Genomic DNA, 24,950 nt, shown 5'->3' on the forward strand with positions numbered 1-24,950 from the left:
CGCCCGAAAAAAACTGTTAAAGTTATCAATCGAGTATTGCTTTCCTGAAAAAATGTCGGTATACTATTAATTGTTCAGTAAAAAACATGCACCCGTAGCTCAGGGGATAGAGCACTGGTTTCCGGTACCAGGTGTCGGGAGTTCAAATCTCTCCGGGTGTACCATATTTGAATCTACAGGCAATGCCGTTCGCGGTATTGCCTTTTTTCTATATTGATATGTTTAATTCACTGCCATTCAGGAAAAATACATAAAAGTCGCATCGTATCTTTTGACCAATATTGACCAAAGGATTATGATAGGAATAAGTCGAATATGAGCTACATACCATCATAAGGAGGCAAAGACTATGTTAATTCCAACAGTCATCGAACAAACCAACCGCGGGGAACGTGCTTACGATATCTATTCACGTTTGCTCAAGGATCGTATCATTCTTCTCGGGAGCGCGATTGACGATAACGTCGCCAACTCAGTCGTTGCCCAGTTGCTCTTCTTAGCAGCAGAGGATCCAGATAAAGAAATTTCGCTCTACATCAACAGCCCAGGTGGTTCAATCACGGCGGGTATGGCGATTTACGATACGATGAACTTCATCAAACCACAAGTTTCAACAATTTGTATCGGAATGGCCGCTTCAATGGGTGCGTTCCTCTTACAAGCAGGTGCACAAGGAAAACGTTTTGCCCTTCCAAACGCTGAGATCATGATTCACCAACCACTCGGTGGCACACAAGGACAAGCGTCGGACATTAAAATTCACGCAGAACGTATCATCAAAATGCGTGAACACTTAAACAAAATCATGGCAGAAAACACAGGGCAACCCCTTGAAGTCATCGAACGCGATACAGAGCGTGACAACTTCATGTCTGCTCAAGCAGCAGCCGACTACGGTCTCATCGACCGCGTCATGGAACGTGCTTAATCTGTTAACTCGACCGACCGTTGATGTGTTACATCAGTGGTCGGTCTTTTTGTTGTCTTCAAAAAAAAAAAATCCTCTCCACGTCGGGCATGAACTTCACTGAATCATGAAAGTTCGTCCCGAACCTGAAAAGGATTGTTTCTGTTAGTCGATGAGATCTGTAATATCAGACACGATGTCGTGGTTTTCACGAATCAATGTGTAGATCCCGTTCGCATGTGGTGAAAGCTCTTCTTCTGCTTGTAATTGTTTAAGGAAGAGTGATGTTGCGAATGTCACGAGTGTACTTTTTGGTACACCGATTGATTTTGCTTTTTTCGTCAAGACTTCATCAAATTTCGCATCGACTGTCAGCGAAATACGTTTTTTTTCGTTAGCCATTTCAAAAACTCCTTAATTCGAACATTTAGTTGCATCGACTATATATTATAGTAGACTATGGTTCATCTCGCAAGTTTCCCCTTTAGAGCGCACCTGTCATCGACTCACCATTGCGGATTTTATCCGCGATTTGATCAATCTTCCGCAATCGATGATTGATCCCTGATTTTGAGATCGAGCCGCTCTCGACCATCTCACCGAGCTCTTGCAGCGTCACGTCTTGATGCGTCACGCGTAAAATCGCGATTTCCCGTAACTTGTTCGGTAAGACGTCGAGCCCGACCGTCCGTTCGAGAAATTTGATGTTCTCCACTTGACGGAGCGCTGCCCCGACCGTTTTGTTGAGGTTCGCTGTCTCACAGTTGACGAGACGATTGACCGAATTTCGCATATCTTTTAAAATCCGAACATCTTCAAAACGAAGCATCGAATGGGTCGCCCCGACTACCTTGAGGAAATCAGAGATTTTTTCGCTCTCCTTGATGTAGAGGATGTGCCCTTTCTTACGCTCGATTGCTTTTGCATTCAAATCGAATTGATTCGTCAGACTCCGGAGTGCCGCATTGTGATCCTCATAGAGACTGAAGATTTCTAAATGGTACGACGACGTCGCCGGATTGTTTAGTGACCCTCCGGCTAAGAACGCTCCCCGTAAATAGGCACGTGCCCGCCGTTCATCTTTTAAAATCGTATCGCTGATCGAACGAATCATCGTGAACCCTTCGCCGAGGATGCCTAAATCCTGCAGAATCTTATCCGCTTGCTGCTTCACACGAACGATGTAGACGTTATTTTTTTTAAGACGCATTTTCTTTCGGACGAGTAGATCCAGGTGGACCCCGTATGCCCGTTTTAATAATGAATAAATCCGTCGCGCGATCGACGCGTTTTCAGTCGAAATATCAAGCGTCAATCCGCGCCCGAGTCCGAACGAAATCGCACCGTTCATCCGTGCGAGCGCCGCTAATTCTGCCTTCATCTCGTGATCCGTGATGGCAATCTGTGTTAATTCTTTTTTTACTTCTGAAGCAAAACTCACGTCAATTCCTCCTTCCCTTCGAGTTGACGCACCCGTCGAATCGATAATACTTTCCGCATGACGAGGCTCGCGACCGCGTCCGCGTCATGACGGATGAAATGATGGTTATAGTCGACGATATCGTCCGCGAGTACTTCAATTCCAGCCTCGACGAAACGTTCATCATCGTAAGTGACGATATCAGCATGATCTTTTTGGTATTTTCGCAAGTAGCTTGCATCGATTGATTCATTATTGACGATGATCGTATCGACGACGCCTTGACCGAGAAAACGTTCGAGCGCAGTCAAGTGATCATTCGCCGTGAAGGCCGTCGTCTCACCCGGTTGCGTCATGACATTACAAATATAAACGACAGGTGCAAGCGATTGTTTAATCGCTTCCCGGATTTCATCGATCAAGACGTTCGGGATGATACTCGTATAGAGACTCCCTGGTCCGAGGACGATGACATCGGCCTCTAAGATCGCTTGAATCGCTTCCGGTACCGGACGGACGTCTTCTTCCTCTAAATAAATCCGCTCGATGACCTTGCCGACTTTCGGAATCAACGATTCGCCTTTGACGATCGTCCCGTCTTCGAACTCCGCACATAATGTAATCGTCCGCTCCGTCGCCGGATAGACTTTCCCTTCGGCATTCAACAGTTGTCCCATGACACCAATCGCCTCGACGAACGAGCCATTACAGAGCTGCGTCGCAGCCGTCAGCATCAAGTTCCCGAGCGAATGACCGTGAAGTCCTTCTCCCGTTTCAAAACGGTACTGCATGATCCGGTCCATCAATGTCTCGGACTTCGATAGCGAGACGATGACGTTTCGAATGTCACCCGGCGGCAACATGTTGAACTCTGTCCGTAAGCGCCCCGAGCTCCCCCCGTCATCCGCGACCGTGACGATGGCCGTGATGTCGAGCGGATAATGCTTCAGTCCACGCAAAAGAGTCGACAAGCCCGTTCCACCGCCAATCGCGACGACTTTCCGTTCCCATTTCATTACTTTTCCTCCTTCGCGTGAACATAATCCCGATGATTCGTGACGACATGATACTGGTTTTCGAATTCTTTACTGATTGCTTCCGCAAACGTAATCGAGCGGTGTTTACCGCCCGTACAGCCAAGGGCGACGACGAGTTGCGATTTCCCCTCCCGTTCGTACTGGGGAATCAGGAACTCGAGCAAGTCGACGAGCTTTTTATAGAACAATTTTGCTTCCGGCCACTTCATGACGTATGACGACACTTCGAGATCGAGTCCCGTTTTCGGACGTAACTCCGGAATATAAAACGGGTTCGGCAGAAAACGAAGGTCAAAGACGAGATCGGCGTCAAGCGGCAGACCGTGCTTGAAACCAAACGACATCACATTGACGGTAAAGGGAATCCGTTCCCCTTCCGTAAACTCTTTGAGCAAGCGTTCTTTCAGTGCAAGCGGTTTAATGTCACTCGTATCGATCAGCATCTGTGCCTTGTCACGGAATCCTTCGAGCAGCGTCCGCTCTCGCTCGATACCGATCAGTGGTGACGCAGTCGGCGCCAGTGGATGCGAACGCCGCGACTCTTTATAGCGGCGCACGAGGACGTCATTGCGTGCGTCTAAGTACAACATACGAATCTGCAGGTTCGTTTTTTTCAAATCTTCGTAAACGACAAAGAAACTATCAATAAAATCACGAGCACGTGTATCGATGGCGACGGCAATTTTTGGACGGACTTGCCCAATCACTTCAATCAATTGCGGCAGTAACGTCGGTGGGAGATTGTCGACACAGAAATAGCCTAAGTCCTCAAAGCTATTCATGGCGACACTCTTTCCAGCCCCACTCATTCCCGTGATGATGACCAATTGCGGTTGATTCTCTTCCATCTTTTCGCCCTCCAGACAACAGTTCCGCGTGTATTTTTTATTCCAAATTCAGTATAGCATAAAAAAAGAGCCAGCCTCATTGAAGTCCCCTCCAACAAAGCTGGTTCCTGTCTTACACTTGTGATGATTCTTGTAATTCCTCGAGTAACGCTTCGATATAATGCTGTGCATTTTGAGCAGCAATCGAACCATCATTCGTTGCCGTAACGACTTGACGGAGCGTTTTCTCACGGACGTCTCCAGCTGCGAAGATTCCTTTGATGTTTGACTCCATGCCTTCGTTCGTCACAACATATCCTTGATCATTCAAGATACCGAGATCTTGGACGTAACCTGTGATCGGGTTCATTCCGATGTAGATGAAGACACCATCGATTGGATGTGTCGTCACATCTGCCGTTTTCGTATTGATTAAATCGATTGAACCGACTTTACCGTCTTGTTCGTTGATTTGTTTAACAGTATGGTTCCAAATGAAATCGATTTTCGGGTTATCGAACGCACGTTTTTGAAGAATTTTTTGTGCACGTAATTCTTCACGACGGTGGACGATTGTGACTTTTTTCGCGAAACGTGTCAAGTAGACACCTTCCTCGACCGCTGAATCCCCACCACCGATGACGAACAATTCTTTTTCTTTAAAGAAGGCTCCGTCACAAACGGCACAATACGAGACACCACGACCGCCGAGCTCTTCTTCGCCCGGTACACCGATTTTCTTATATTGTGCGCCCGATGCGATGATGATCGCCCGCGCGTGATAATCCTTGTTGTGTGCATGGACCGTTTTAAAAGCACGTCCATCCTCGATGCTACGCACGTCACCGTACGCATATTCTGCGCCGAATGCTTTCGAGTGATCGAACATTTTTTGTGAAAGGTCCGGTCCGAGGATGCTGTCGTATCCCGGATAGTTCTCGATATCTTCCGTGTTGGCCATTTGACCGCCTGGAATACCGCGTTCGATCATCAATGTTGAAAGGTTTGCGCGTGATGCGTAAAGTGCTGCCGTCATTCCGGCAGGCCCTGCACCGATGATGATGACATCATAAATTTTTTCAGCAGTTTCTGTCATGTTTCCACCCCATCTTAAGTTTCATTGTAATTTGAGTATAGGTGAGAATATGGCAAACGTCTAACATTTTGCCCGAGCAGGTGTCAGGTGTTGCTTAAAGGCACGAATCGTCATTGCCACCTCGTCAAAGGAGTCATCGACTAGTTCCGCACACTCTTCAATCAACATTCCTTCACGCAATTCATGAAACAGATGGATTAATGCAGCAGCTGAACCTTCGACTGAGTCAAACGTTTCACCACTGAGGACGAGGCGGGCAAACCGTTCATAAAAGTCGCCTTCAAGGCTCATCCGCTCTTCGTCAGATACGTAATGTTCTGCGAGACGAATCGTCTGTAAGGCACGATGAATCCGCTCATCGACGATATCGCTCCGTCCATTCATCTCATGCAAAATTTGTTCTGTCAGCTGCAGGACATCTTCGTGGTCCGTCACTTCCGGCATCATCGAAAGGGCCAACCGTGCTTCCTCGTCATTTAGTTTCCCGAGTAGCAAAGCCGTGAAAATCCGTGAGACATCATCTTCCGTTTTCAACGCTTGAATCAAGGCTGAACGAAACTGAAGGTTATGACGAATGTCGTATGCCTCTTGTTCTTCCCGTAAGCTCGCGGCCTCTTTTGATTGTAAGAAGGCTGCCGCTTCTTCGACATGTCCCGTTTTGAATGCAGAAATCGATAACCAGTGACCAAATAGTGGGTCGCCTCGGTAGCCACGGCGTTCGAGCAATTTCAATTCTTCGTACGCTAAGTCATGACGACCGATGATTGCAAGAGTCGATGCGACTTTATAACGTGTTTCGAGATTGACGGAACGAACGTGTTCGAGCTTCCGTGACAGACGGTGCGCTTCTTCATCCTGCCCCATCTCATGTAAGAGAACGAGCGTATTACAAAGCGCATGGAGATTTCCTGGATTTCCTTCTAAGACGCGTTCAAGCGAATGGAAAGCCCGGTCGTTTTCACCAAGATAAAATTCGACGATTGCCAAGTTATTGTAGGCTGGCCAAAATGTCGGGTACGTCGCGATCAAGGACTCGAGTGTGTCCTGTGCTGCAAACAACATCCCTTTATCGATTTGGCGCTGGGCTTGTGCATGGAGACGAATCAACTCATCTTCATCGTCATCCTCAAGCTCTTGCTCAAGATCAATCAATTCCACGAGTGCGGCCGATGCCTCTGCGTGTTTGCCTGCCGGTGCATGTTTTAAATATTCGAGCGCATATTCTTTTGCTTCTTCATATAAAGAAACGTGCGCATAGTTGTTCGCTAAATAAAAGAGTGATTCGGTATTTGACTCATCGAGTGCACGGACACGTTTCAATACGTCGTTCGCATGATTGATTTCTCCCGTTTCGAACAGGACACGTGCGTAACGTAGTAGGTAACGGACATCTTCTGGTTGAAGCGTCGTCGCTTCGTCAAGATGATAAACCGCCTCTTCGAGTCTCCCTTCCCGATGCGCCTTCCGTCCGCGAAAATAAAAAAGTTCCGCTTGGCGCGTTGTAATCGCAAAGGGGTCTGCTTTGTATTCCGTTAATTCCATAGTGATTCAAGCCCCCATAATATAAATCTAGTTTCGTAGTTGCAGAGACAAGAATAACCTATCTCGGATAGCGTTGCAACAGAAAAAAACGCCGGGGTTTACGCCCAGCGTTTCGCATAAATGGTTTCGAGTTCCTTGTAGTTCTCTAAGCATTTTCGTACAAAAGCATCTTCTTGTGGATTCTTGTTTTGCAGACGTTCAACATCTTTTTCGAATGCCTGCCGTAAGCTATCCGGATACGACGGAATCTCGCCCTCATATGCATAGACGACACTTGGAGAAACCGTGATCTTTTCGTGTTGATGCAAGGCGGTACGGATATGGAAGAGCGGTACGTCAACTTGGTTCGGTTGATGCAAATCACCTTGCGTCGGATGTTTCTCGACGGCGAGGACTTCGACGACGAGCCCTTGCGGACGTTCTGCAAATAATCTTCCGAAATACTTTCCGGTCTTATAAGTGAAGCGAATATAATTCATTGCGGATTGACCTCCTTCTCACAGTTTCGTCACATTTCATGGCGACGAAGCGGCTGACTCGAGACACGTTCGTTCGGTAAGATGTCCCGGTGAACGACGGAACCGGCACCGATACTGGCGCCATCTCCAATCGTCACGCCTGGTAAAATCGTCACGTTCGCGCCAATCAACACATCGCTACCGATCGTCACGTTGCCGATCCGGTACTCGGTCGTCAAATATTCATGACAGAGAATCGTCGTGTTGAAGCCGATGATTGTATTCGAGCCGATTGAAATCCGTTCCGGGAACATCGTGTCCGGCATCACCATCAAAGCTAGTGCCGTTCGGTCGCCAATCTTCATCCGGAGGCATGTCCGGTACATGGCATTTTTGAACCGAAGCGATGGTGAAAAGCGTCCGATCGTAATGATGCTAAAACACCACATGACTTTGAAGAACGAGACCGTCCGGTACATGTGCCATAACGGATTCGTCGACCCGACGTGATAGCGATCAGTCCGCCGTGCCATTTTGCGCCTCGATCCAGTCACTTAGGTGTTCCATCGAGTCGATGATGACATCCGGTTCCAGTGCTTCCAAATACGGACGACCTTTAATCGCCCAACCGACCGCAACGGTTTTCAACCCGGCATTTTTCCCACCGTTGATATCCGTGTCGTTGTCCCCGACCATGATTGTCTCGTCGGTTGTCGAACCGAGGAGTGCCATCGCTTTTTCAAACGGTTCGACGGCTGGTTTTTCTTCCATCACGTCGTCTGCTGCGATGATTGTCTCAAACAGTGACGTCAGTCCGAACAGTTCAATCCCTTTTAAGGCGACGCGACGACTTTTTGACGTCACGATCGCCATCTTGTAGCCCTGCTCCTTCAAGCGGCGTAAACCGTCGAGGACACCCGGATATTCCAGGACGAGTGCGTCATGCATCGCAATGTTATAGCTGCGGTAAAAGGCGACCATCTCTTTCCACTGCTCGGCGTTGAGCTCAGAAAATGATTTTTCAAGCGTCGGACCGATGAACGGAAGCAATTCTGCCTCCGTAAACGTCCGCTCCGGGTAGTAGTAACTGAGTGTATGTTCAAAACTTTTCAGAATCAACGGGTTCGTATCAATCAACGTCCCATCTAAATCAAATAGAATCGTGTTAATCATCGGATTACTTCGCCTCCCGTGTTGTTCCGTCCAAGTAGCGGACAGCATTTTTCCGGACGACCATCATGACGAGTCCGAAGATGATTAAACAGATCGAGACGATTTGTGCCGTCCGCAGTCCGTCCCCCATCAACAGACTATCCGTCCGGAGTCCTTCAATATAGTAACGTCCAATCGAGTACCAGACGAGATAACCGAGGAAGACGTAGCCGCGACGCGGATTGAACTTCATCCGCCAGACGATCAACAAGATGACACCGATGATGTTCCAAATGCTTTCATAGAGGAACGTTGGTACATAATAGACGCCGTCGATATACATCTGATTGACGATCCAGTTCGGCAAGTGCAACGTATCTTGCAGGAACGACCATGTCGTCTCTCCCCCGTGCGCTTCTTGGTTGAAGAAGTTCCCCCAACGTCCGACCGCTTGACCGAACAGGAGTGATGGTGCCAAGATATCAGCAATTTGCCAAAACGAAATCTTTTTCTTACGCGTATAGAGGATGACCGTCAAAATCGCGCCGATGATGGCACCGTGAATCGCGATTCCACCTTGGCGGATGTTGATGATTTGATCGAGATGTTGCCCATAGTATTGCCATTCGAAAGCCACATAGTAGATACGGGCACAGATGATGCTGATCGGAATCGACCAGATGACGACATCGACCGCATATTCTTCATTAAAGCCAATCCGCTTTGATTCGAAGATGGCGATCATCAAGCCGACGATTGCCCCTAAGGCGATGACGACACCATACCAATAGATTGGAATCGGACCGAGTTCAATCGCGACACGATCGAATGTCGGCTGTACCGTTGCAAGTGTCCCCATCATAGACCACCATTCCCGTCTTCAATCGCTTGCGCGAGACGTCCGGCGAATTCTTCTGCCGTGTTGATCCCCATATTTTTCAGACGGTAATTCATCGCCGCAACTTCGATGATGACGGCAAGGTTACGCCCGGGACGCACTGGAATCGTCAAAAACGGAATTTCCGTATCGATGATTTGTAACGTCTCTTGGTCGAGCCCGACGCGGTCATAGACCTTCGTTTGATCCCAAATTTCCAGATTACAGACGAGGCTGATTTTTTTATGCGACCGTACAGCACCTGCACCGAACAACGTCATGACGTCGATGATGCCGATTCCGCGAATCTCAAGAAGATGCTGAATCAATTTTGGCGCTGTCCCGACTAAGATGCCGTCACCCGTCTGACGAATTTCAACGGAGTCGTCTGCCACAAGGCGGTGTCCCCGTTTGACGAGTTCGAGTGCCGTTTCGGATTTACCGACACCACTTGCCCCTTTGATGAAGACGCCGACCCCGTAAATATCGACGAGGACGCCATGCATCGCTGTCGTCGGAGCGAGTTCCGCTTCGAGGAAGTTCGTGATTTGAGATTCGACCGATGTCGTATGTCCCTTCGTCGTCAAGAGCGGTACGTTCGTTTCGTCAGCTGCCTTGATGATTGCTTCCGGTACTTCAAACCCACGCGTCACTAAAATCCCTGGTGTTTCATCCGTACAGAGGACGTTTGCCCGTTCGAGCTGTTCCTCATACGTCAGGTTGTTGAAAAACGTCAATTCTGTTTTTCCGAGGACTTGCAGACGTTCTGCTGGGTAATACGCATAATAACCAGCGAGGACAAGACCTGGTCGACAGAGATCAGCCGTCAAAATCGGACGATGTAGTCCTTCTTCTCCGGTGACAATTTTTAAATTGAATTGCTTTACGATTTCAGCTGTTCGCACTTTTGCTTGCACGCTCAATCAGCCCCTTTCACTTGAAGTATTGTACCATATTTTTGTTAAAATCAATGAATTCGATTAGAAGGGCAGTAACTGGGGGAAAGAATACAACAAAGGAGGTTTTTTTATGATGAATATGTCAGGTAGCGGCATCGGCTTAATCATTATCATGATTTTAGTTGCGATTGTCGCCATCCTTGGTCTCGTCTACATCATCATCTCGTTAATCGATATGTGGAAAGCTTATTCGCGTGATCAAAATCAGACATCGCTCTTATTTTTCATCATCTCACTGGTCGGAATCGTGCTGAGCGGTCCATTCATCTCACTCATTCTCGCCATCGTCTTTTATTGGAACCGGGCGCGTAGCAAAAGTTGGATGGGAATCGGCTTAATCATTGCTTCCATCGTCCTAGCGATTATCGGCGTCATCACGTTCATTTCATTCGGGTACGACATGAACAACTTCGACAATATGAACTGGGACGAACCGATGATGGATGAAGACTATAACTACTAATCAAAAAGAAAGGGATGCCATCTACATGATGCGCATCCCCTTCTTTTTGACTGTAGACACACTTTATTTTTTGATTGCGATGCTTGATCATCCATTTCCATCAGGAAGCGACAAAAAAATCCCGCCGGCTCCGGTTTCAGGAAGCAGGCGGGATTTTTGATTAAAACGCTTGTGGACTTAAGTGAACACCGTGCGTCACGGAAATCGTTCCCGTTTTCGTATCGGCTTCGACTTCAATCTTCGGCGTCCGGTCACGACCGGAGACGAAATGCAGTTTACGGTTCACGACATCTTTTTGGTCGCGAATCACTTCCATCTCATCGAGGTTACAATTCAACCCACCAAAGTTTGTTTCCAGCTCACCATATACTTCAGCGCCATGCGGCAACATCAAAGCGATGCTTCCCGCGAGTGACGACGCTTGAATCTTCGCGTCATGGGCTGTTTTTAGTTCACACCGGACATTGCCGTTCGCGGTTTTTAGCTCAGAACGTTCAAAAACTCCGTTCGCGATGATTTGACCATTCGCCGTCTTCGCTTTCAACATTTTGACTTCTGACTCTTCGACTTCAATCGAACCGTTCGCCGTTGAAGCTTTCAAATCCTCACTATAAAGATCGCGGACATGGATCCGTCCGTTCGCTGTCATCAGTTGAACGCTCGTCGCGTCAAGCGACGACAACGTAATCTCGCCATTCAACGTCTGTAACACGAACGCCTCGTAGTGACGACGCGGAACTTTTAAGTGGATCGTCGCCCGGACGCGTTTATCTTTCAAACGAATCGATAGCGTGTTAGCGGAGACGGAATGTTGAAGCGACGCTTGAAGTTGCTCGAGCGCTTGCTCCTCATTGACTTGGCGAAGCGGACGCCCCGTCACCGTCAACTCACACTCCTCTAAATCACTTGGTTCGACGACGGCATTGGCATTAAATAAATCCAAGTGAATCGTCTCTCCACTGAATGGGAATTGTTTGACGTACGTGACGTTCGGACCAGACGTCTGATTTAATGAGAGATCACTCTCTTTAATCCGGTTGACGAGACCATCAAAAGCAGACATCACTTTCGACGTCAGTGAATCAACCGTGTAATGATCGACGCGGTCGTACTGTTCCGGTTCATCGACATACTTATGATTACTTGCTGTCGTCGATTGTTGCTGATCGAGTGCTTCAAGGCGTTCGAGCTTATCGAGTGCCTCATCGATCGTCAACTTTCCTTCTTTTACTTGTTCAAGTATCAACTGACGCATATCTTGTTTCATGAACATTCCCCTCCTATTTTCTGAACACGCTATGACGCAGGAAAACTTATTCACTCTTTCGTTCTACTTCCCTTACTTCCCTTTTACGAATCCTCCGTCAAAAAAGTTTCATGATTCGATTCGGGCTGCGTCCCGTTCCAAAACAGGTGCCAAGTAATGTCCTGTATACGACTCCTTGACTTGCACGATGTCTTCCGGTGTTCCGGTCGCAACGATCATACCTCCACCATCGCCACCTTCCGGACCAAGATCAATCAAGTAATCCGCCGTCTTAATGACGTCGAGGTTATGCTCGATGACGAGGACTGTATCGCCGTTGTCGACAAGGCGTTGCAAGACTTTCAACAGGCGGGCGATATCGTGGACATGCAGTCCTGTCGTCGGTTCATCGAGAATATAAATCGTTTTCCCGGTCGACCGCTTATGCAGTTCCGACGCGAGTTTGACGCGTTGTGCTTCACCGCCCGACAGTTCCGTCGCCGGCTGTCCGAGACGCATGTACGTCAAGCCGACGTCAGCAATCGTTTGCAGCTTGCGGCTGATTTTCGGAATTTTTTCGAAGAACTCGAGTCCCTCTTCGACTGTCATCTCAAGCACGTCCGAAATCGTTTTACCTTTATATTTTACTTCGAGCGTCTCGCGGTTATACCGTTTCCCGTGACAGACTTCACACGGAACGTAGACGTCCGGCAAGAAATGCATCTCGATTTTAATGATCCCGTCTCCGCGACACGCTTCACACCGGCCACCTTTGATGTTGAAACTGAAGCGTCCTTTTTTATAACCGCGTAACTTCGCTTCGTTCGTCGAAGCGAAAACATCACGAATGTCGTCAAAGACACCGGTATACGTCGCCGGGTTCGAACGTGGTGTCCGACCGATCGGAGATTGGTCGATGTCGATGACTTTATCGATTTGGTCGAGGCCTGTGATGCCTTTATGCGCTCCCGGCTTTTCTTTTGCCCGGTTCATCTCATGCGCAATCGTCTTGTAGAGAATCTCATTAATCAATGTCGACTTCCCAGAACCTGATACTCCGGTCACGGCAACGAACAAGCCGAGCGGGATATCGACGTCGACATTTTTTAAGTTATTTTCTGACGCTTTTTTAATCCGTAACGCCCGTCCGTCCGGTTGTTTCCGTTCAGTCGGCACAGGAATGAACTTCTTCCCCGACAAATATTGTCCGGTCAGTGAATTCGCGTCGTTCATCAATTCTTCCGGTCGACCAGCCGCTGTGACGAAACCACCGTGATCACCGGCACCGGGTCCGATATCAATCAGGTAATCCGCTGCCATCATCGTGTCTTCATCATGTTCGACGACGATCAACGTATTTCCGAGATCGCGCATCGTTTTCAACGTACTGATCAATCGGTCGTTATCCCGTTGGTGTAAGCCGATTGACGGTTCATCAAGGACATAGAGGACACCTGTCAGACGGGAGCCGATTTGTGTCGCGAGACGAATCCGTTGCGCTTCGCCACCGGACAATGTGCCGGCAGCGCGGGAAATCGTCAAATAATCGAGACCGACGTTTTCTAAGAACGACGACCGTTCATGAATCTCGCGGACGATCATCCGTGAAATCGTTTGATCTTTTTCCGATAGTTTCGCCGGCAACTCTTCGAACCAGACGACGGCTTGCTTGACTGACATCTTCGTCACTTCTCCGATGTGGATACCGGATACTTTGACAGCGAGTGATTCGCGTTTCAGACGATGCCCTTTACAAGTCGGACATGCTTTTTTCGCCATATATCCTTCCATCTGCTCGCGGATGTAATCCGACGACGTCTCCTTGTAGCGACGTTGTAAGTTATTCAAGACACCTTCAAAGAACAGATCCGTGTTGCGGACCATGCCAAAGTCATTTTCATAACGGAAGTGAATTTCTTCTTTCGAGCTACCGTTTAAGATGATGTCGCGTTGTTCGTCTGACAACTGTTCGAACGGCGTATCCATGTCGATTTTAAAGTGCTCACAGACTGCTTTGAGCAGTTGCGGATAATATTGTGAGCTCGTTGGTTCCCACGCGACGATCGCCCCTTCGTTGAGTGACTTGTCTGCATGCGGTACGACAAGATCGACATCGACTTCAAGTTTCGTCCCGAGTCCGTCACATGAGGCACAGGCCCCGAATGGCGAATTGAACGAGAACATCCGTGGTTCGAGTTCTCCGATTGAGAAACCACAAATGGGACACGCATGATGCTCACTGAAAAGGAGCTCATTGCCATCCATCGTATCGACGATGACACGTCCATCCGCGAGGCGAAGTGCTGTTTCGAGTGAGTCGGCGAGCCGTGATTCGACGTCCGGTCGGACGACGACACGGTCGACGACGACTTCAATCGAGTGTTTCTTATTTTTTTCGAGTGCGATGTCATCCGTTAAATCAATCGTATCGCCATTGACACGGACACGGACGAAGCCCTCTTTTTTCAAATCTTCAAAGACTTTGACATGCGCTCCTTTTCGTCCGGAAACGATTGGTGCCAAAATCTGCAAACGCGACCGCTCAGGTAACTCCATCACTTGGTCGACCATCTGACTGATCGTTTGACTCGAGATCTCAATCCCGTGGTTCGGACAGATTGGTTTGCCGATTCGCGCATACAGCAGGCGGAGGTAATCATAAATCTCCGTCACCGTCCCGACAGTCGAGCGGGGGTTTTTACTCGTCGTTTTTTGATCGATTGAAATTGCCGGACTAAGTCCCTCAATCGCATCGACGTCCGGTTTATCCATCTGCCCTAAAAATTGACGTGCATAAGCGGAGAGGCTTTCGACATAACGTCGTTGCCCTTCCGCATAAATCGTATCGAACGCGAGTGACGACTTCCCGGATCCCGACAAGCCCGTCAAGACGACGAGCTGATCGCGTGGGATTTCGACATCGATGTTTTGAAGGTTATTGACGCGAGCGCCTTTGATGATAATCTTGTTTTTCTTGTCTCCCAACTTAGGCACCTGCTTTCAATTCTAATATAAGGTCTCGAAGCTCTGCTGCGCGCTCGAATTGCATGTCTTTCGCTGCCTGTCGCATCTCTTGATCCAACTGTTCGAGTAGCGTTTCCCGCTCCGGTTTTTTCAGTTTATTGAATTTCTCTAGTTTTTCGACCGTATCATCACTTTCAATCGTCGTACTAATGACACCGCGAACGTCTTTTTGAATCGTTTTTGGCGTGATGCCATGTTCTTTATTGAACGCGAGCTGAATGTTGCGCCGACGTTCCGTCTCATCCATTGCCCGTTGCATCGAATCCGTAATCTTGTCCGCAAACAGGACGACGTGTCCTTCCGAGTTCCGGGCCGCCCGTCCGATCGTCTGAATCAACGATCGCTCGGACCGTAAGAACCCTTCTTTATCTGCATCGAGGATCGTCACGAGTGACACTTCCGGAATATCGAGTCCTTCACGAAGCAAGTTGATCCCGACGAGGACGTCGTATTTTCCGAGTCGCAGGTCGCGAATGATCTCAATCCGTTCGAGTGTCTTGATTTCCGAGTGCATGTAGTTGACCTTAACACCGTGCTCTTTTAAATAATCGGTTAAGTCTTCCGACATTTTTTTCGTCAATGTCGTGACGAGTACACGTTCATTTTTCGCGACGCGGTCCCGGATGTTGTCCATCAAGTAATCGATTTGCCCCGTGATCGGATGAATCTCGATTGTCGGATCGACGAGTCCCGTCGGACGAATGATTTGTTCGACCATCTCTTTTGAGTGCTCGAGCTCATAAGGCCCCGGTGTCGCTGAAATATAGATTGCTTGACTGACCTTCTCTTCAAACTCTTCAAAACGAAGCGGTCGGTTATCTTTCGCTGACGGCAAACGGAACCCATGCTCGACAAGGACTTGCTTCCGTGCTTGGTCGCCATTATACATCCCGCGGATTTGCGGTAACGTGACGTGCGACTCATCGGCGACGAGCAAGAAATCTTTCGGGAAGTAATCGATGAGCGTATACGGCGTCGATCCTTCCGGCATCAAGTTTAAATGACGGGAATAGTTTTCAATTCCTGAACAGTAGCCCATTTCACGCATCATCTCGAGATCGTAGTTCGTCCGTTGCTCAAGACGTTGCGCTTCGAGTAACATCCCGTCTTCACGCATCTTCGCAAGTTGCGTCTCGAGTTCGACTTCGATGTTCGCGATTGCTTTTTGAAGACGTGTGTCCCCCGTCACGAAGTGGGACGCCGGGAAGATTGAGATATGTTCACGGTCGGCGATGATTTCACCTGTCAGCGGATCCATATCGCGAATCCGTTCGATTTCGTCACCAAAAAATTCGACACGGACACATTGTTCGTCTCGTGACGCCGGGAAAATCTCGACGACGTCGCCACGGACACGAAAGCGTCCGCGCTGGAAGTCGATGTCATTTCGTTCATATTGAATATCAATCAAGCGACGGAGCATCTCGTTACGCCCCATCTCATTGCCAACACGAAGCGACAACACATGATTGTTGTACTCTTCCGGGTTACCGAGACCGTAAATACACGAGACGGATGCAACGATCAAGACGTCATCTCGCTCAAACAAGGAAGATGTCGCCGAGTGACGGAGTTTATCAATCTCATCATTGATGGACGAATCTTTTTCGATGAACGTGTCCGTCGACGGGACGTACGCTTCCGGTTGATAGTAATCATAAAAGCTGACGAAGTATTCGACCGCGTTGTTCGGGAAAAATTCTTTGAACTCCGAGTACAGTTGCCCGGCCAGTGTTTTATTATGCGCCAGGACTAACGTCGGCTTTTTAATCTCTTTGATGACGTTCGAGACGGTGAACGTCTTACCGGTTCCGGTCGCTCCGAGCAACGTTTGATGCCGCTCGCCGTTCTTGACGCCGGTGACCAATTGTTTAATGGCAGCCGGCTGATCGCCGCCTGGTTCAAATGGTGACATTAACTCAAAATCCATCGCTAACTTCCCCCTCATTCCGTAAAAAATCTATCTTTATTGTATCACTTTACGAACAAACATTCGATTATGAAGTGCTCCTTCTAGGAAGTTACCCGTTTTTCCAAAAAAGAAAAAGTCCCAGTACGGATTATCTCTGAAAAAGATAAAGTTCACTCAAGAAACAACAACATCCCCTACCACTCACGTGATAGAGGATGCTCATTATTGAAGCGTTCGAATTTTAGTCCGGCGATTCCCCGGCTCACTGACGAACATGATGCCGAGTTCATGATGATCTTGTTCATAAAAAGCCCGTTGTGCAAACCGAACATCTCCATTATGATTCATCACTTCGAGACGTAAGTACGGTTTATGCTTTTGAATCGCTTCATAGAAGCTCGTCTCGGAATCAACAAAATCACCGTTGACCTTATAGATGGCTTCTCCGGGTACGAGCCCCATTTCTGATGCCGGTAATCCAGGGAACGTCCCCAAGATGACGACACCCCGTTTTCCATTGAGGAAAATCGGCGTCTCTGAACGATTCAAACGTTTGACCCGTTGGTGCAAGATGATGTGCAAGACGAGCAGGAGCGGTAGACCGAATAACCATTCTTCCCGGTTCGTCACGTACGCACCCAGTGTCAACAAAACCGCGAGTAACAATGTGATGACGCGACCCCGAATCAATGGACGCATCAACTCAGCCGGCAATTTTCCTGTGAACAGAAAACTGAAGCCGAGCGGGAAAAAGAGCACGAGCGGGACGTACTCCGGAAAAGCGAACCGCGGAAACCATTCCTCGAGACTACTGCCCGGAACAATGACAAGCAGCGGAATCAACCACAGTTTGTTCGCGGATAACCCACCGATGAAGCGCCCCCGCTTCGATAAGACGAGTGATGGGGACAACTGCTTTTGACCGCGCCAGGCGACGAGCACCAATTCTGCCAGCAGCGTCAAGCTCGCAAGCAATAGCAACGTCGTCGCGTCGACCTCTTTAATCCCGCCCACCCGGTCATCCGTCACGAACCACCCGATAAGTGCCAAAACGCTGAGCGGCCAAAGCGGCAAGTTAAACCGGACGACGCCAATCACCAATGTCACAGCGGCAAGCGCCGTAAAGGCGACAATGAAGACCGGGCTGACGGTCACCTGTAAACTCAAACTGATTGCAGATAAGACAATCCCGACGAGCAGACCGGGCAGTAACGTCTCAAAAATGTCGGTCCGTTGATTGCGTGATTTCGAGCGGAACAAGTTCCGTTCTCGCCTGACGCGACGAATACCGATTACAACACTGACTAGAATAGCTAACCACAGGATTGGACTAGCGATAAGACTAATCACTGTCCAACCGATTCCATCGAATAATTCCACGCCCATTCAGACCTCTTTCCGTGATTTATTCAGCGGCAACTTCAAGTGCCTTGATGCGTTGTACATCATTTTTCGAGTCTTCTAACTTTTTCAAGAGACGTGTCTCCATCTCGGAAGCCGTCACCGGGTCAATCTTACCCGTGACTTCGAGCTTGGCGTCTTTTTGAAGTTGTTCGACTGCTTGTTTCATCGTGTCGCCATAATACCCATCCTGCCCTTTCGGATCGTAACCGATCGCTTCGAGCACGAGATGTGCATTTTCGACAGATTTACCATAGTCCCCGACATTGAGCGCTTTGTCATTCGTCAATATTTTCGTGACATTGAAATACGCAGGTTGTTTGACTTCAACGGTCGGTCTAACCCCTTTTTTGTGAATCCAGTTCCCGTCTGGCGTCAACCATTTGTTCGTTGTCAGCTTCAGGTCACTACCATCTTTTAAGTCATACGCACTTTGGACGATCCCTTTACCGAATGATTTTGTACCGACAACTTCTGCACCAGCACCTTCTTTCAGACCAGCGGCTAAAATTTCTGACGCTGACGCGGAACCGCTATCTTCCAACACAACGATGTTATAAGGTTTCTTCGCGTCCGCCTTCCCGAATTCCTGCGTCCGGTCGCCTTTATTGTCTTCGACCTGGAAAATCGGTGTATCTTTCGGAATGAATGGCGCAATCATTTTCGAAACTGCCGTCAACAGTCCGCCTGGGTTTCCCCGGACGTCAATGACGAGTCCATCGATATTCTTCGCTTCAAGAGCAGCGAGTTGCTTTTCGAACTCTTCTGCAGTCGGGTCAGAGAACTGGGTCACTTGGAGTACACCAATCGTTTTCCCGTTCACTTGTTCGGTTTCCGAGTAGACGGTCTCAATCGGAATCGTATCGCGTTCGATCGTGATTTTCATCGGGTCTTGTCCCCCGCGTTGAATCGTCAAGACGACTTCCGTCCCTTTTTCACCACGAATCTTTTTGACAGCTTGATCCGTCTTTTGACCTTTCGTCGACTTGCCATCGATTTCTACAATGACGTCACCCGGCTTGATTCCTGCTTTTTCAGCGGGTGCCCCTTTAATCGGAGCGACGATGACAATCGCCTCACCCTTTTGCTCCAGCGTCGCGCCAATTCCTTCAAACGATGAAGACAGATTCGTGTTGAACGACGCCGTTTCCGATTCATCCATGTAGACCGAGTAAGGATCGTCAAGCACTTCCGTCATCCCACTGAGTGCTCCTTCAAGCAATTCTTGATCCGTGACATCTTCTAGGTAATACTGTGAAATCATTTGGCGGACTTGATCAACCTTTTTCCAGTCCCCCGATTCACCCGATGAACTGGTCGTCACCGTGTCGGTACCACCTGTTGCTAACATACCGACTGCGCCTGCCCCTAGGCCAAGTCCGAATGTACTGACTGCTATGACTGCCGTTGTAGATTTTTTCACGCTTGATTCCTCGTTTCCGGTGTAAACCTGCTATTTTTTTCAGTATAGCAAAAAAAGATAGGTTACCCTATCTTTTCGCTAAAGCGCTATAGGTCAATCAAAAGATGTACGGGGCTGGATCGACCGCATTCGGTTGTCCGACCGCCCACTCCCCTTGATGAATCTCAAAGTGAAGATGAGGACCAGTCGACCAACCTGTCGAACCTAACTTTCCGATGACCGTCCCCGGCATGACCGTTTGCCCTGCCTTCACGGCGACGGAATCAAGATGTCCGTAAACCGTCGTCCAGACTTTCCCGTCGATGAGATGGGTGATCATCACGACATTCCCGTATCCTGTCGCACTTCCGGCGCGCAGGACGATACCACCTGCCGCTGCCTGAATCGGTGTTCCTTTAGCATTGACGAGATCGATGCCCGTATGAATCTCTGACTTGCCGGTCAACGGATTGTTCCGTGGACCGAACGGGCTGGACACGTAACCGGAGACAGGTAATTGAAATGGCTTTGCATGATCCGTCGCAGATGGTACCGGCTGTTTTTTCGTCGTTGGCGATGTCGTCCGGTCCGCCGCCTGCGTGTCGTCCGCTTCCGCTTGCTCACGTTTCGCCTCGATACGGGCGCGACGTTCTGCTTCCGCCTTTATCTTTGCTTGTTCAGCGGCACGTGCTGCTTCTTCGAGTTCCGTCAGTTGCGTGCTAATCAATTGTTGCTGATCCGCTAAGATTTGGGCTTCTTCCGCCTTCGTGAACTGCTCCTGCTTCAATTGTTTGACCTGATCGTTCAATTGGACGACCAATTTTCGTTTCAACTCAGATTCCGCGATGATCCGCGTCTGCAGAATCAACAGTTTCCGTTGGTCTTTTTTAAGCTGACCGAGGATGAGTTCTTGACTTGCGCGTTGCTCCGTCAATTCCATGACATTTGCTTTATAGGCATTCAAAACACCATCATCTTGTTTAATGATTTCACTGACAGTACTAAAACGTGAGATTAAATCGCCAAAATCTTTTGAGTCGAGCAACACTTCGATGTATTTGATGTCGCCATCCCGCTGAACGGCACGAAGCCGGTTCCCAAGTAAATCTTCCTGCGCCCGTAACTCGGACAATGTTTGTTTAATCGCTTCTTCGATCGCTTGCAACTCTTCTTTTGATGCAGAAACAGCCGCTTGTTGATCTGCAATTTCACTCGCTAAATCATCCAAACGGCTGTTGACTTCATCCAAACGCTCCTCTGCGAGGCGGCGTTCTTTTTTCGTCAAGATTAACTTCTCAGATGTCTGATTCTGTGATCGTTCCGTCTCTTGCAGACGGGACTCGACCTCCTGTTGTTCCTTCAACAATTCTTCTTTAGACACGGCGTGAACGGATACACTTGAACCAACCAGGGCCAAGCTGAGCACAGCTGAACAGAATCGAACCTTCATGAGAAGCATCTCTCCTCTATATTTTGTTTTTGCGTAACTTATACTTTTAAGAAACGTCCGAGTGACGTCGTTGATCCCCATACTCCGATGAAGGCACCGAGCGCAAGTAAAATCAATGCGACTTGAACGGATAGTTCACCTGGTGGAATCAAGTTAAAGATTGATGCATTTAAAGATACGAGTTGTGGTTGAAGGGCATTGTATGTCACTTCATAACCAAAATAGACGACAGCGATTGGAATCAATGCTCCGAGTACACCCATCAAGAGTCCCTCGACGAAGAACGGTGCACGGATGAAGCCGTTTTTCGCTCCAACGAGACGCATGATTTCGATTTCCCGACGACGCGAGAAAATCGTTACTTTGATCGTATTCGAGATGAGGAACATCGCCATGAAGGTCAGACCGACAATTAAGATGATTCCACCGACGCGTACCCCTTCAAGGAAGTTGAACATCTTCTCGACGTAATCTTCGCCATACTCGACACTATCTATATTTTCCATTTTTTTGACTGTATTTGCAATAGTTTCTGTCTCATTTGGGGAAGTTGCTTTGACGATGTAGCGATCGTGAAGCGGGTTATCCTTCTCGACCGACTGGTATGCCTGCGATCCTTCTCCTAACTGTTCTTTAAAACGATTCAGTTCATCTTCTTTTGAACTATACCGGACAGACGCGACACCCGGCATCTGTTCTAATTTTGAACCAACGGCGTCGATTTTTGCTTGATCGGCCTCGCGTTCGACGAACACTTGAATTTCGACGTCTTTTTCGACGTTGTCTGAAATCTTGTTGACGTTGAACATGACCATCGCGAAAATTCCGACGAGTAATAATGTCACGGTTACGGCACTGACAGAGGCGAATGTCATCCAGCCGTTTCGGACAAGACCTTTCGACCCTTCCCGTAAATGACGGAATCCATTAAACTTCATAGCCGTACATTCCTTTCTCTTCGTCACGGACGATTTTTCCACCGTCAATCGCCAGTACGCGATGACGCATTTTGTTAACGATGTCTCGATTGTGTGTCGCCATTACGACCGTTGTCCCACGGCGATAAATCTCTTCGAAGACCTCCATGATATCCAATGCCGTATCGGGGTCTAAGTTTCCCGTCGGCTCATCAGCGATGACGAGTGACGGACGATTGACGATTGCTCGGGCAATCGAAATCCGTTGTTGTTCCCCACCCGATAACTCATCCGGATAGTTCCGTGCTTTATGTTTGAGTTTGACGAGATCGAGGACCTCGTTTACTTTTTTACGGATTTGCGCTTTATCGTCTCCGACAACTTCGAGTGCGAATGCGACATTTTCATACACCGTCAGTGACGGGAGGAGTTTAAAGTCTTGGAAGATGACGCCGATTTGGCGACGGAGTTCTGGAATTTGACGGTTTTTTAATTTACCGACTTCGATTCCTTTAAACAAAAATGAACCGCTCGTCGGTTTCTCTTCGCGGTACATCATCTTCATGAATGTTGATTTGCCGGCTCCAGAAGGTCCAACGATATAGACGAACTCACCTTGATTGATCGTCAAATTGACCTCACGAAGTGCAGTGACTCCGTTCGGGTATATTTTACTAACTTGTTGCATCTTGATCACTTACTTCACATCCTTATTTGATTACTGGGGGTGATCAGCTAGGTCTTAAAACCTACCGATTTCCATTATAACAGTCATAAAAAAAAACCACATTACAATCAAATGTCAATTCCGGCTGATTTTCATAAAAAAAGGGATAAGAAATGACGAACACATGTCGTGTCTGTCATCTCTTATCCCATACTTTCACATAGTTATGATTATTTCTTTTCTGCTAACCAATCAGCAACAGCAACGATTTCTTCGTCCTCTTTCAGGATTCCGGCAGGCATTTGCCCTTTACCGTTCTTGATGATGTCCTGGATCTCTTCAGACGAATACTTTGAACCGACTTTTGTTAAGTTTGGTCCAACATTTCCTTCTAAATTGTTACCGTGACATGAGGCACAGTTATTCGCGAAGATTTTTTCCGCGTCGACCGCTGTTTCTGTTTTTGAAGAATCATCATTCATCGATGTGTCTTCTTTCGTTGTATCCGAAGAACTAGAATCATCACTGCCGCAAGCGCCGAGTACGAGTGTCGCGCCAAGTCCTGCCGCGAGTAAAAGATTTTTTAACTTCATCCGTATACCCCCCTTAAAAAATACCAATCAACGTTCTTACCTATTAGAGTATAACCGTTCTTGATGTTTTCTAAGCGTGATTTCACAAAAACTTCACGTTTTCGATGTGTTTACGGAACATTGTGATACCGTTTGTCATCCGTGAAGCCAAGCCCGAGTACTTCATGGGCCTCACTGACGACAAGGAACGCTTCCGGATCAATGTGTTTGACGATTTCTTTCAACGTCGTGATTTCACCTTGACGGACGACGACCATCAGCATCGGTTTCCGTTTCCGTGTATAGGCACCCGCTGCCTCGATTTCCGTTGCCCCGCGATCGAGTGTCTGGAAAATCTCTTTAACAAGGGCTTCCCGTTGATCAGAAATGATGTAGGCCAGCTTATCGTTCGTGATTCCGAGCTGGACGATATCAATCATCTTAATCGTGATGAACAAAGCGACGAGCGCATACAGACCAATTTCGAGCGAGAAGATAATCGCGGCACTGATGACGATTGTCCCGTCAAGCAAGGCAATGCACAAATGAATCGGTAACTTCGTAAACCGGTGTAAAATCTGGGCGATTAAATCCATCCCGCCGGTCGACGCCCGACCTTTAAAAATCAGACCGAGTCCGATTCCGACGCCGGCCCCGCCAAAAATCGCAGCGAGCATCGGATTCATCGTCGCTGCCGGGACCTCGAACCGTTCATAAATCAAGATGACGACGGGCAAAAAAATCGATCCGACGAGTGACTTGACGCCGAACCCCATCCCGAGAATCATCCAGCCGATTGCGAGCAATAGGACGTTCGCAACGAGCTGGAACAGTCCGGGTGAAATCCCGAATAAATCATTCAAGACAATTGATAACCCACTGACGCCTCCTGAGGCGAGTTGATTCGGTGCGAGAAACAGACTGAACGCACTGGCGACGAATAATGAACCTAATAATAAATAAACATAGTCGCGAACGACTTCCTGACGCGTTGATGTCATGGCGTTGCATTTCCCCTTACCTTAAAATCTAGAACCCGTTTTTTATTTTAGCGCAAAAAGGGAAGTGACGACTAGCCCGTCCGACCAACTCGCAGTGGTTCTCTTATACCGCACTAAAGGGTTTCGGATAACGGACCGTCCCTTTGACGCCCGTTAAGCCATTTCGGACGAGCGGCATGACGAGAAATACTTCAGCCGGGACCGGGAATGGTGCTTCAATCCCGTAATCGATCGACCGTTCGAATCCGAACTGCGGATAATAACTGTCGTGACCGAGCACGACGATATGCTGTTCCCCTGCTTCCCGAGCGTCCTCGATGACTTGGCGGATTAATTCTGATCCAATGCCTTTACGTTGCCAGACCGGCATGACGCCGACCGGCGCCAATGCGAGCGACGGGACGTCCTCGATGTAAATCCGGCTCAACAAGACGTGCCCGACGATTTCACCCCGGTCGGCGACGGCGACCCGGCTGAAACGTGGTGCCGCCTCGTCGTCTTCCCGTAAGGCGTCGACTAAATCCGCTTCAGCCGCTTGTTCGAACGCCGCTTCATGCACGCGGCGAATCGCGGCTGCATCCTTAAATTTTTCCTGACGAATGATCATCTCATGTCCTCCT

General features: G+C 48.5%; 23 protein-coding genes, 1 tRNA gene and 1 pseudogene. 3 read left to right on the plus strand and 22 right to left on the minus strand.

Going from position 1 to position 24,950, the window contains the following annotated elements; all coding sequences use genetic code 11:
* The first annotated feature begins 88 nt into the window (after positions 1–88).
* Positions 89–164, plus strand: a tRNA-Arg gene (locus P403_RS0104725).
* Between the two features lie 179 nt (positions 165–343).
* Positions 344–928 (plus strand): annotated as a pseudogene (gene clpP, locus P403_RS0104730) (ATP-dependent Clp endopeptidase proteolytic subunit ClpP); the annotation flags it as partial.
* 144 nt (positions 929–1,072) lie between these two features.
* Here the strand turns inward: clpP and P403_RS0104735 are convergent.
* The 11 genes from P403_RS0104735 to hprK all read right to left on the minus strand — a co-directional run bounded on the left by P403_RS0104735 (position 1,073) and on the right by hprK (position 10,233).
* The gene (locus P403_RS0104735; RefSeq protein ID WP_029331360.1) at positions 1,073–1,309 is read right to left on the minus strand and encodes a hypothetical protein; all 237 of its coding nucleotides are present in this window, start codon (positions 1,307–1,309) and stop codon (positions 1,073–1,075) included.
* Between the two features lie 82 nt (positions 1,310–1,391).
* Positions 1,392–2,348, minus strand: coding sequence for a DNA-binding protein WhiA (whiA, locus tag P403_RS0104740; protein ID WP_029331361.1), 957 nt, complete (start codon positions 2,346–2,348; stop codon positions 1,392–1,394).
* Positions 2,345–3,343 (minus strand): gluconeogenesis factor YvcK family protein, encoded by a 999-nt coding sequence (locus P403_RS0104745; protein WP_029331362.1) that lies wholly within the window; start codon positions 3,341–3,343, stop codon positions 2,345–2,347. The genes whiA and P403_RS0104745 overlap by 4 nt, the downstream gene beginning before the upstream one ends.
* The gene (gene rapZ / locus P403_RS0104750; RefSeq protein WP_029331363.1) at positions 3,343–4,212 is read right to left on the minus strand and encodes an RNase adapter RapZ; all 870 of its coding nucleotides are present in this window, start codon (positions 4,210–4,212) and stop codon (positions 3,343–3,345) included. Before rapZ ends, P403_RS0104745 begins: the two co-directional genes overlap by 1 nt.
* Positions 4,213–4,324: 112 nt before the next feature.
* Positions 4,325–5,287: a thioredoxin-disulfide reductase gene (trxB, locus tag P403_RS0104755; protein ID WP_029331364.1), complete on the minus strand. Its 963-nt coding sequence runs from the start codon at positions 5,285–5,287 to the stop codon at positions 4,325–4,327.
* A 60-nt stretch (positions 5,288–5,347) separates the two neighbouring features.
* Positions 5,348–6,829, minus strand: coding sequence for a tetratricopeptide repeat protein (locus P403_RS0104760; protein ID WP_029331365.1), 1,482 nt, complete (start codon positions 6,827–6,829; stop codon positions 5,348–5,350).
* A 98-nt stretch (positions 6,830–6,927) separates the two neighbouring features.
* The gene (gene kapB / locus P403_RS0104765) at positions 6,928–7,308 is read right to left on the minus strand and encodes a sporulation phosphorelay system protein KapB (protein ID WP_029331366.1); all 381 of its coding nucleotides are present in this window, start codon (positions 7,306–7,308) and stop codon (positions 6,928–6,930) included.
* A 29-nt stretch (positions 7,309–7,337) separates the two neighbouring features.
* Positions 7,338–7,820: an acyltransferase gene (locus P403_RS0104770; RefSeq protein ID WP_029331368.1), complete on the minus strand. Its 483-nt coding sequence runs from the start codon at positions 7,818–7,820 to the stop codon at positions 7,338–7,340.
* Positions 7,804–8,460, minus strand: coding sequence for a pyrophosphatase PpaX (gene ppaX, locus P403_RS0104775; RefSeq protein ID WP_029331370.1), 657 nt, complete (start codon positions 8,458–8,460; stop codon positions 7,804–7,806). Before ppaX ends, P403_RS0104770 begins: the two co-directional genes overlap by 17 nt.
* Before the next feature lie 4 nt (positions 8,461–8,464).
* Positions 8,465–9,298: a prolipoprotein diacylglyceryl transferase gene (gene lgt / locus P403_RS0104780; RefSeq protein WP_029331371.1), complete on the minus strand. Its 834-nt coding sequence runs from the start codon at positions 9,296–9,298 to the stop codon at positions 8,465–8,467.
* Positions 9,298–10,233, minus strand: a complete 936-nt coding sequence (gene hprK, locus P403_RS0104785; RefSeq protein ID WP_029331373.1) for an HPr(Ser) kinase/phosphatase — start codon at positions 10,231–10,233, stop codon at positions 9,298–9,300. Before hprK ends, lgt begins: the two co-directional genes overlap by 1 nt.
* Before the next feature lie 112 nt (positions 10,234–10,345).
* Between hprK and P403_RS0104790 the strand changes: the two genes are divergently transcribed.
* Positions 10,346–10,738, plus strand: a complete 393-nt coding sequence (locus P403_RS0104790; RefSeq protein ID WP_029331374.1) for an Asp23/Gls24 family envelope stress response protein — start codon at positions 10,346–10,348, stop codon at positions 10,736–10,738.
* 160 nt (positions 10,739–10,898) lie between these two features.
* On the opposite strand, the gene P403_RS0104795 is transcribed toward P403_RS0104790, so the two are convergent.
* From P403_RS0104795 to P403_RS0104845, 11 genes are all read right to left on the minus strand, one after another.
* On the minus strand, positions 10,899–12,005 hold the full coding sequence (locus P403_RS0104795) for a DUF4097 family beta strand repeat-containing protein (RefSeq protein ID WP_029331375.1): 1,107 nt from the start codon (positions 12,003–12,005) through the stop codon (positions 10,899–10,901).
* A gap of 108 nt (positions 12,006–12,113) precedes the next feature.
* A complete protein-coding gene (gene uvrA / locus P403_RS0104800) occupies positions 12,114–14,969 on the minus strand; it encodes an excinuclease ABC subunit UvrA (RefSeq protein ID WP_029331377.1) in 2,856 nt (951 codons plus the stop codon).
* Position 14,970: 1 nt separating this feature from the next.
* Entirely contained in the window at positions 14,971–16,938 is a 1,968-nt protein-coding gene (gene uvrB / locus P403_RS0104805) for an excinuclease ABC subunit UvrB (RefSeq protein WP_029331378.1), read from the minus strand.
* Between the two features lie 204 nt (positions 16,939–17,142).
* The gene (locus P403_RS0104810) at positions 17,143–18,306 is read right to left on the minus strand and encodes a PDZ domain-containing protein (RefSeq protein WP_029331380.1); all 1,164 of its coding nucleotides are present in this window, start codon (positions 18,304–18,306) and stop codon (positions 17,143–17,145) included.
* A gap of 19 nt (positions 18,307–18,325) precedes the next feature.
* Complete coding sequence (locus P403_RS0104815) at positions 18,326–19,744, minus strand: S41 family peptidase (RefSeq protein WP_029331381.1); 1,419 nt, start codon at positions 19,742–19,744, stop codon at positions 18,326–18,328.
* A gap of 97 nt (positions 19,745–19,841) precedes the next feature.
* Positions 19,842–21,173: a peptidoglycan DD-metalloendopeptidase family protein gene (locus P403_RS0104820; protein ID WP_029331382.1), complete on the minus strand. Its 1,332-nt coding sequence runs from the start codon at positions 21,171–21,173 to the stop codon at positions 19,842–19,844.
* A 38-nt stretch (positions 21,174–21,211) separates the two neighbouring features.
* Entirely contained in the window at positions 21,212–22,111 is a 900-nt protein-coding gene (gene ftsX, locus P403_RS0104825) for a permease-like cell division protein FtsX (protein ID WP_029331384.1), read from the minus strand.
* Positions 22,101–22,787 (minus strand): cell division ATP-binding protein FtsE, encoded by a 687-nt coding sequence (ftsE, locus tag P403_RS0104830; protein WP_029331385.1) that lies wholly within the window; start codon positions 22,785–22,787, stop codon positions 22,101–22,103. The genes ftsX and ftsE overlap by 11 nt, the downstream gene beginning before the upstream one ends.
* A gap of 200 nt (positions 22,788–22,987) precedes the next feature.
* Complete coding sequence (gene cccB / locus P403_RS0104835) at positions 22,988–23,350, minus strand: cytochrome c551 (RefSeq protein ID WP_029331386.1); 363 nt, start codon at positions 23,348–23,350, stop codon at positions 22,988–22,990.
* Positions 23,351–23,460: 110 nt separating this feature from the next.
* Positions 23,461–24,330, minus strand: a complete 870-nt coding sequence (locus P403_RS0104840) for a YitT family protein (RefSeq protein ID WP_029331387.1) — start codon at positions 24,328–24,330, stop codon at positions 23,461–23,463.
* A 103-nt stretch (positions 24,331–24,433) separates the two neighbouring features.
* Complete coding sequence (locus P403_RS0104845) at positions 24,434–24,937, minus strand: GNAT family N-acetyltransferase (RefSeq protein WP_029331389.1); 504 nt, start codon at positions 24,935–24,937, stop codon at positions 24,434–24,436.
* Between the last annotated feature and the right edge of the window lie 13 nt (positions 24,938–24,950).

The sequence above is a fragment of the Exiguobacterium oxidotolerans JCM 12280 genome (assembly GCF_000702625.1).
GTDB classification, from domain to species: Bacteria; Bacillota; Bacilli; order Exiguobacteriales; family Exiguobacteriaceae; genus Exiguobacterium_A; species Exiguobacterium_A oxidotolerans.

Coding starts and splice junctions, on each gene's coding strand:
- P403_RS0104735 (WP_029331360.1), bottom strand. CDS start 1,309: ATGGCTAACGAAAAAAAACGTATTTCGCTGACAGTCGATGCGAAATTT.
- P403_RS0104745 (WP_029331362.1), bottom strand. CDS start 3,343: ATGAAATGGGAACGGAAAGTCGTCGCGATTGGCGGTGGAACGGGCTTG.
- rapZ (WP_029331363.1), bottom strand. CDS start 4,212: ATGGAAGAGAATCAACCGCAATTGGTCATCATCACGGGAATGAGTGGG.
- trxB (WP_029331364.1), bottom strand. CDS start 5,287: ATGACAGAAACTGCTGAAAAAATTTATGATGTCATCATCATCGGTGCA.
- P403_RS0104760 (WP_029331365.1), bottom strand. CDS start 6,829: ATGGAATTAACGGAATACAAAGCAGACCCCTTTGCGATTACAACGCGC.
- kapB (WP_029331366.1), bottom strand. CDS start 7,308: ATGAATTATATTCGCTTCACTTATAAGACCGGAAAGTATTTCGGAAGA.
- P403_RS0104770 (WP_029331368.1), bottom strand. CDS start 7,820: ATGGCACGGCGGACTGATCGCTATCACGTCGGGTCGACGAATCCGTTA.
- ppaX (WP_029331370.1), bottom strand. CDS start 8,460: ATGATTAACACGATTCTATTTGATTTAGATGGGACGTTGATTGATACG.
- lgt (WP_029331371.1), bottom strand. CDS start 9,298: ATGGGGACACTTGCAACGGTACAGCCGACATTCGATCGTGTCGCGATT.
- P403_RS0104790 (WP_029331374.1), top strand. CDS start 10,346: ATGATGAATATGTCAGGTAGCGGCATCGGCTTAATCATTATCATGATT.
- P403_RS0104795 (WP_029331375.1), bottom strand. CDS start 12,005: ATGAAACAAGATATGCGTCAGTTGATACTTGAACAAGTAAAAGAAGGA.
- uvrB (WP_029331378.1), bottom strand. CDS start 16,938: ATGGATTTTGAGTTAATGTCACCATTTGAACCAGGCGGCGATCAGCCG.
- P403_RS0104810 (WP_029331380.1), bottom strand. CDS start 18,306: ATGGGCGTGGAATTATTCGATGGAATCGGTTGGACAGTGATTAGTCTT.
- P403_RS0104820 (WP_029331382.1), bottom strand. CDS start 21,173: ATGAAGGTTCGATTCTGTTCAGCTGTGCTCAGCTTGGCCCTGGTTGGT.
- ftsX (WP_029331384.1), bottom strand. CDS start 22,111: ATGAAGTTTAATGGATTCCGTCATTTACGGGAAGGGTCGAAAGGTCTT.
- cccB (WP_029331386.1), bottom strand. CDS start 23,350: ATGAAGTTAAAAAATCTTTTACTCGCGGCAGGACTTGGCGCGACACTC.
- P403_RS0104840 (WP_029331387.1), bottom strand. CDS start 24,330: ATGACATCAACGCGTCAGGAAGTCGTTCGCGACTATGTTTATTTATTA.
- P403_RS0104845 (WP_029331389.1), bottom strand. CDS start 24,937: ATGATCATTCGTCAGGAAAAATTTAAGGATGCAGCCGCGATTCGCCGC.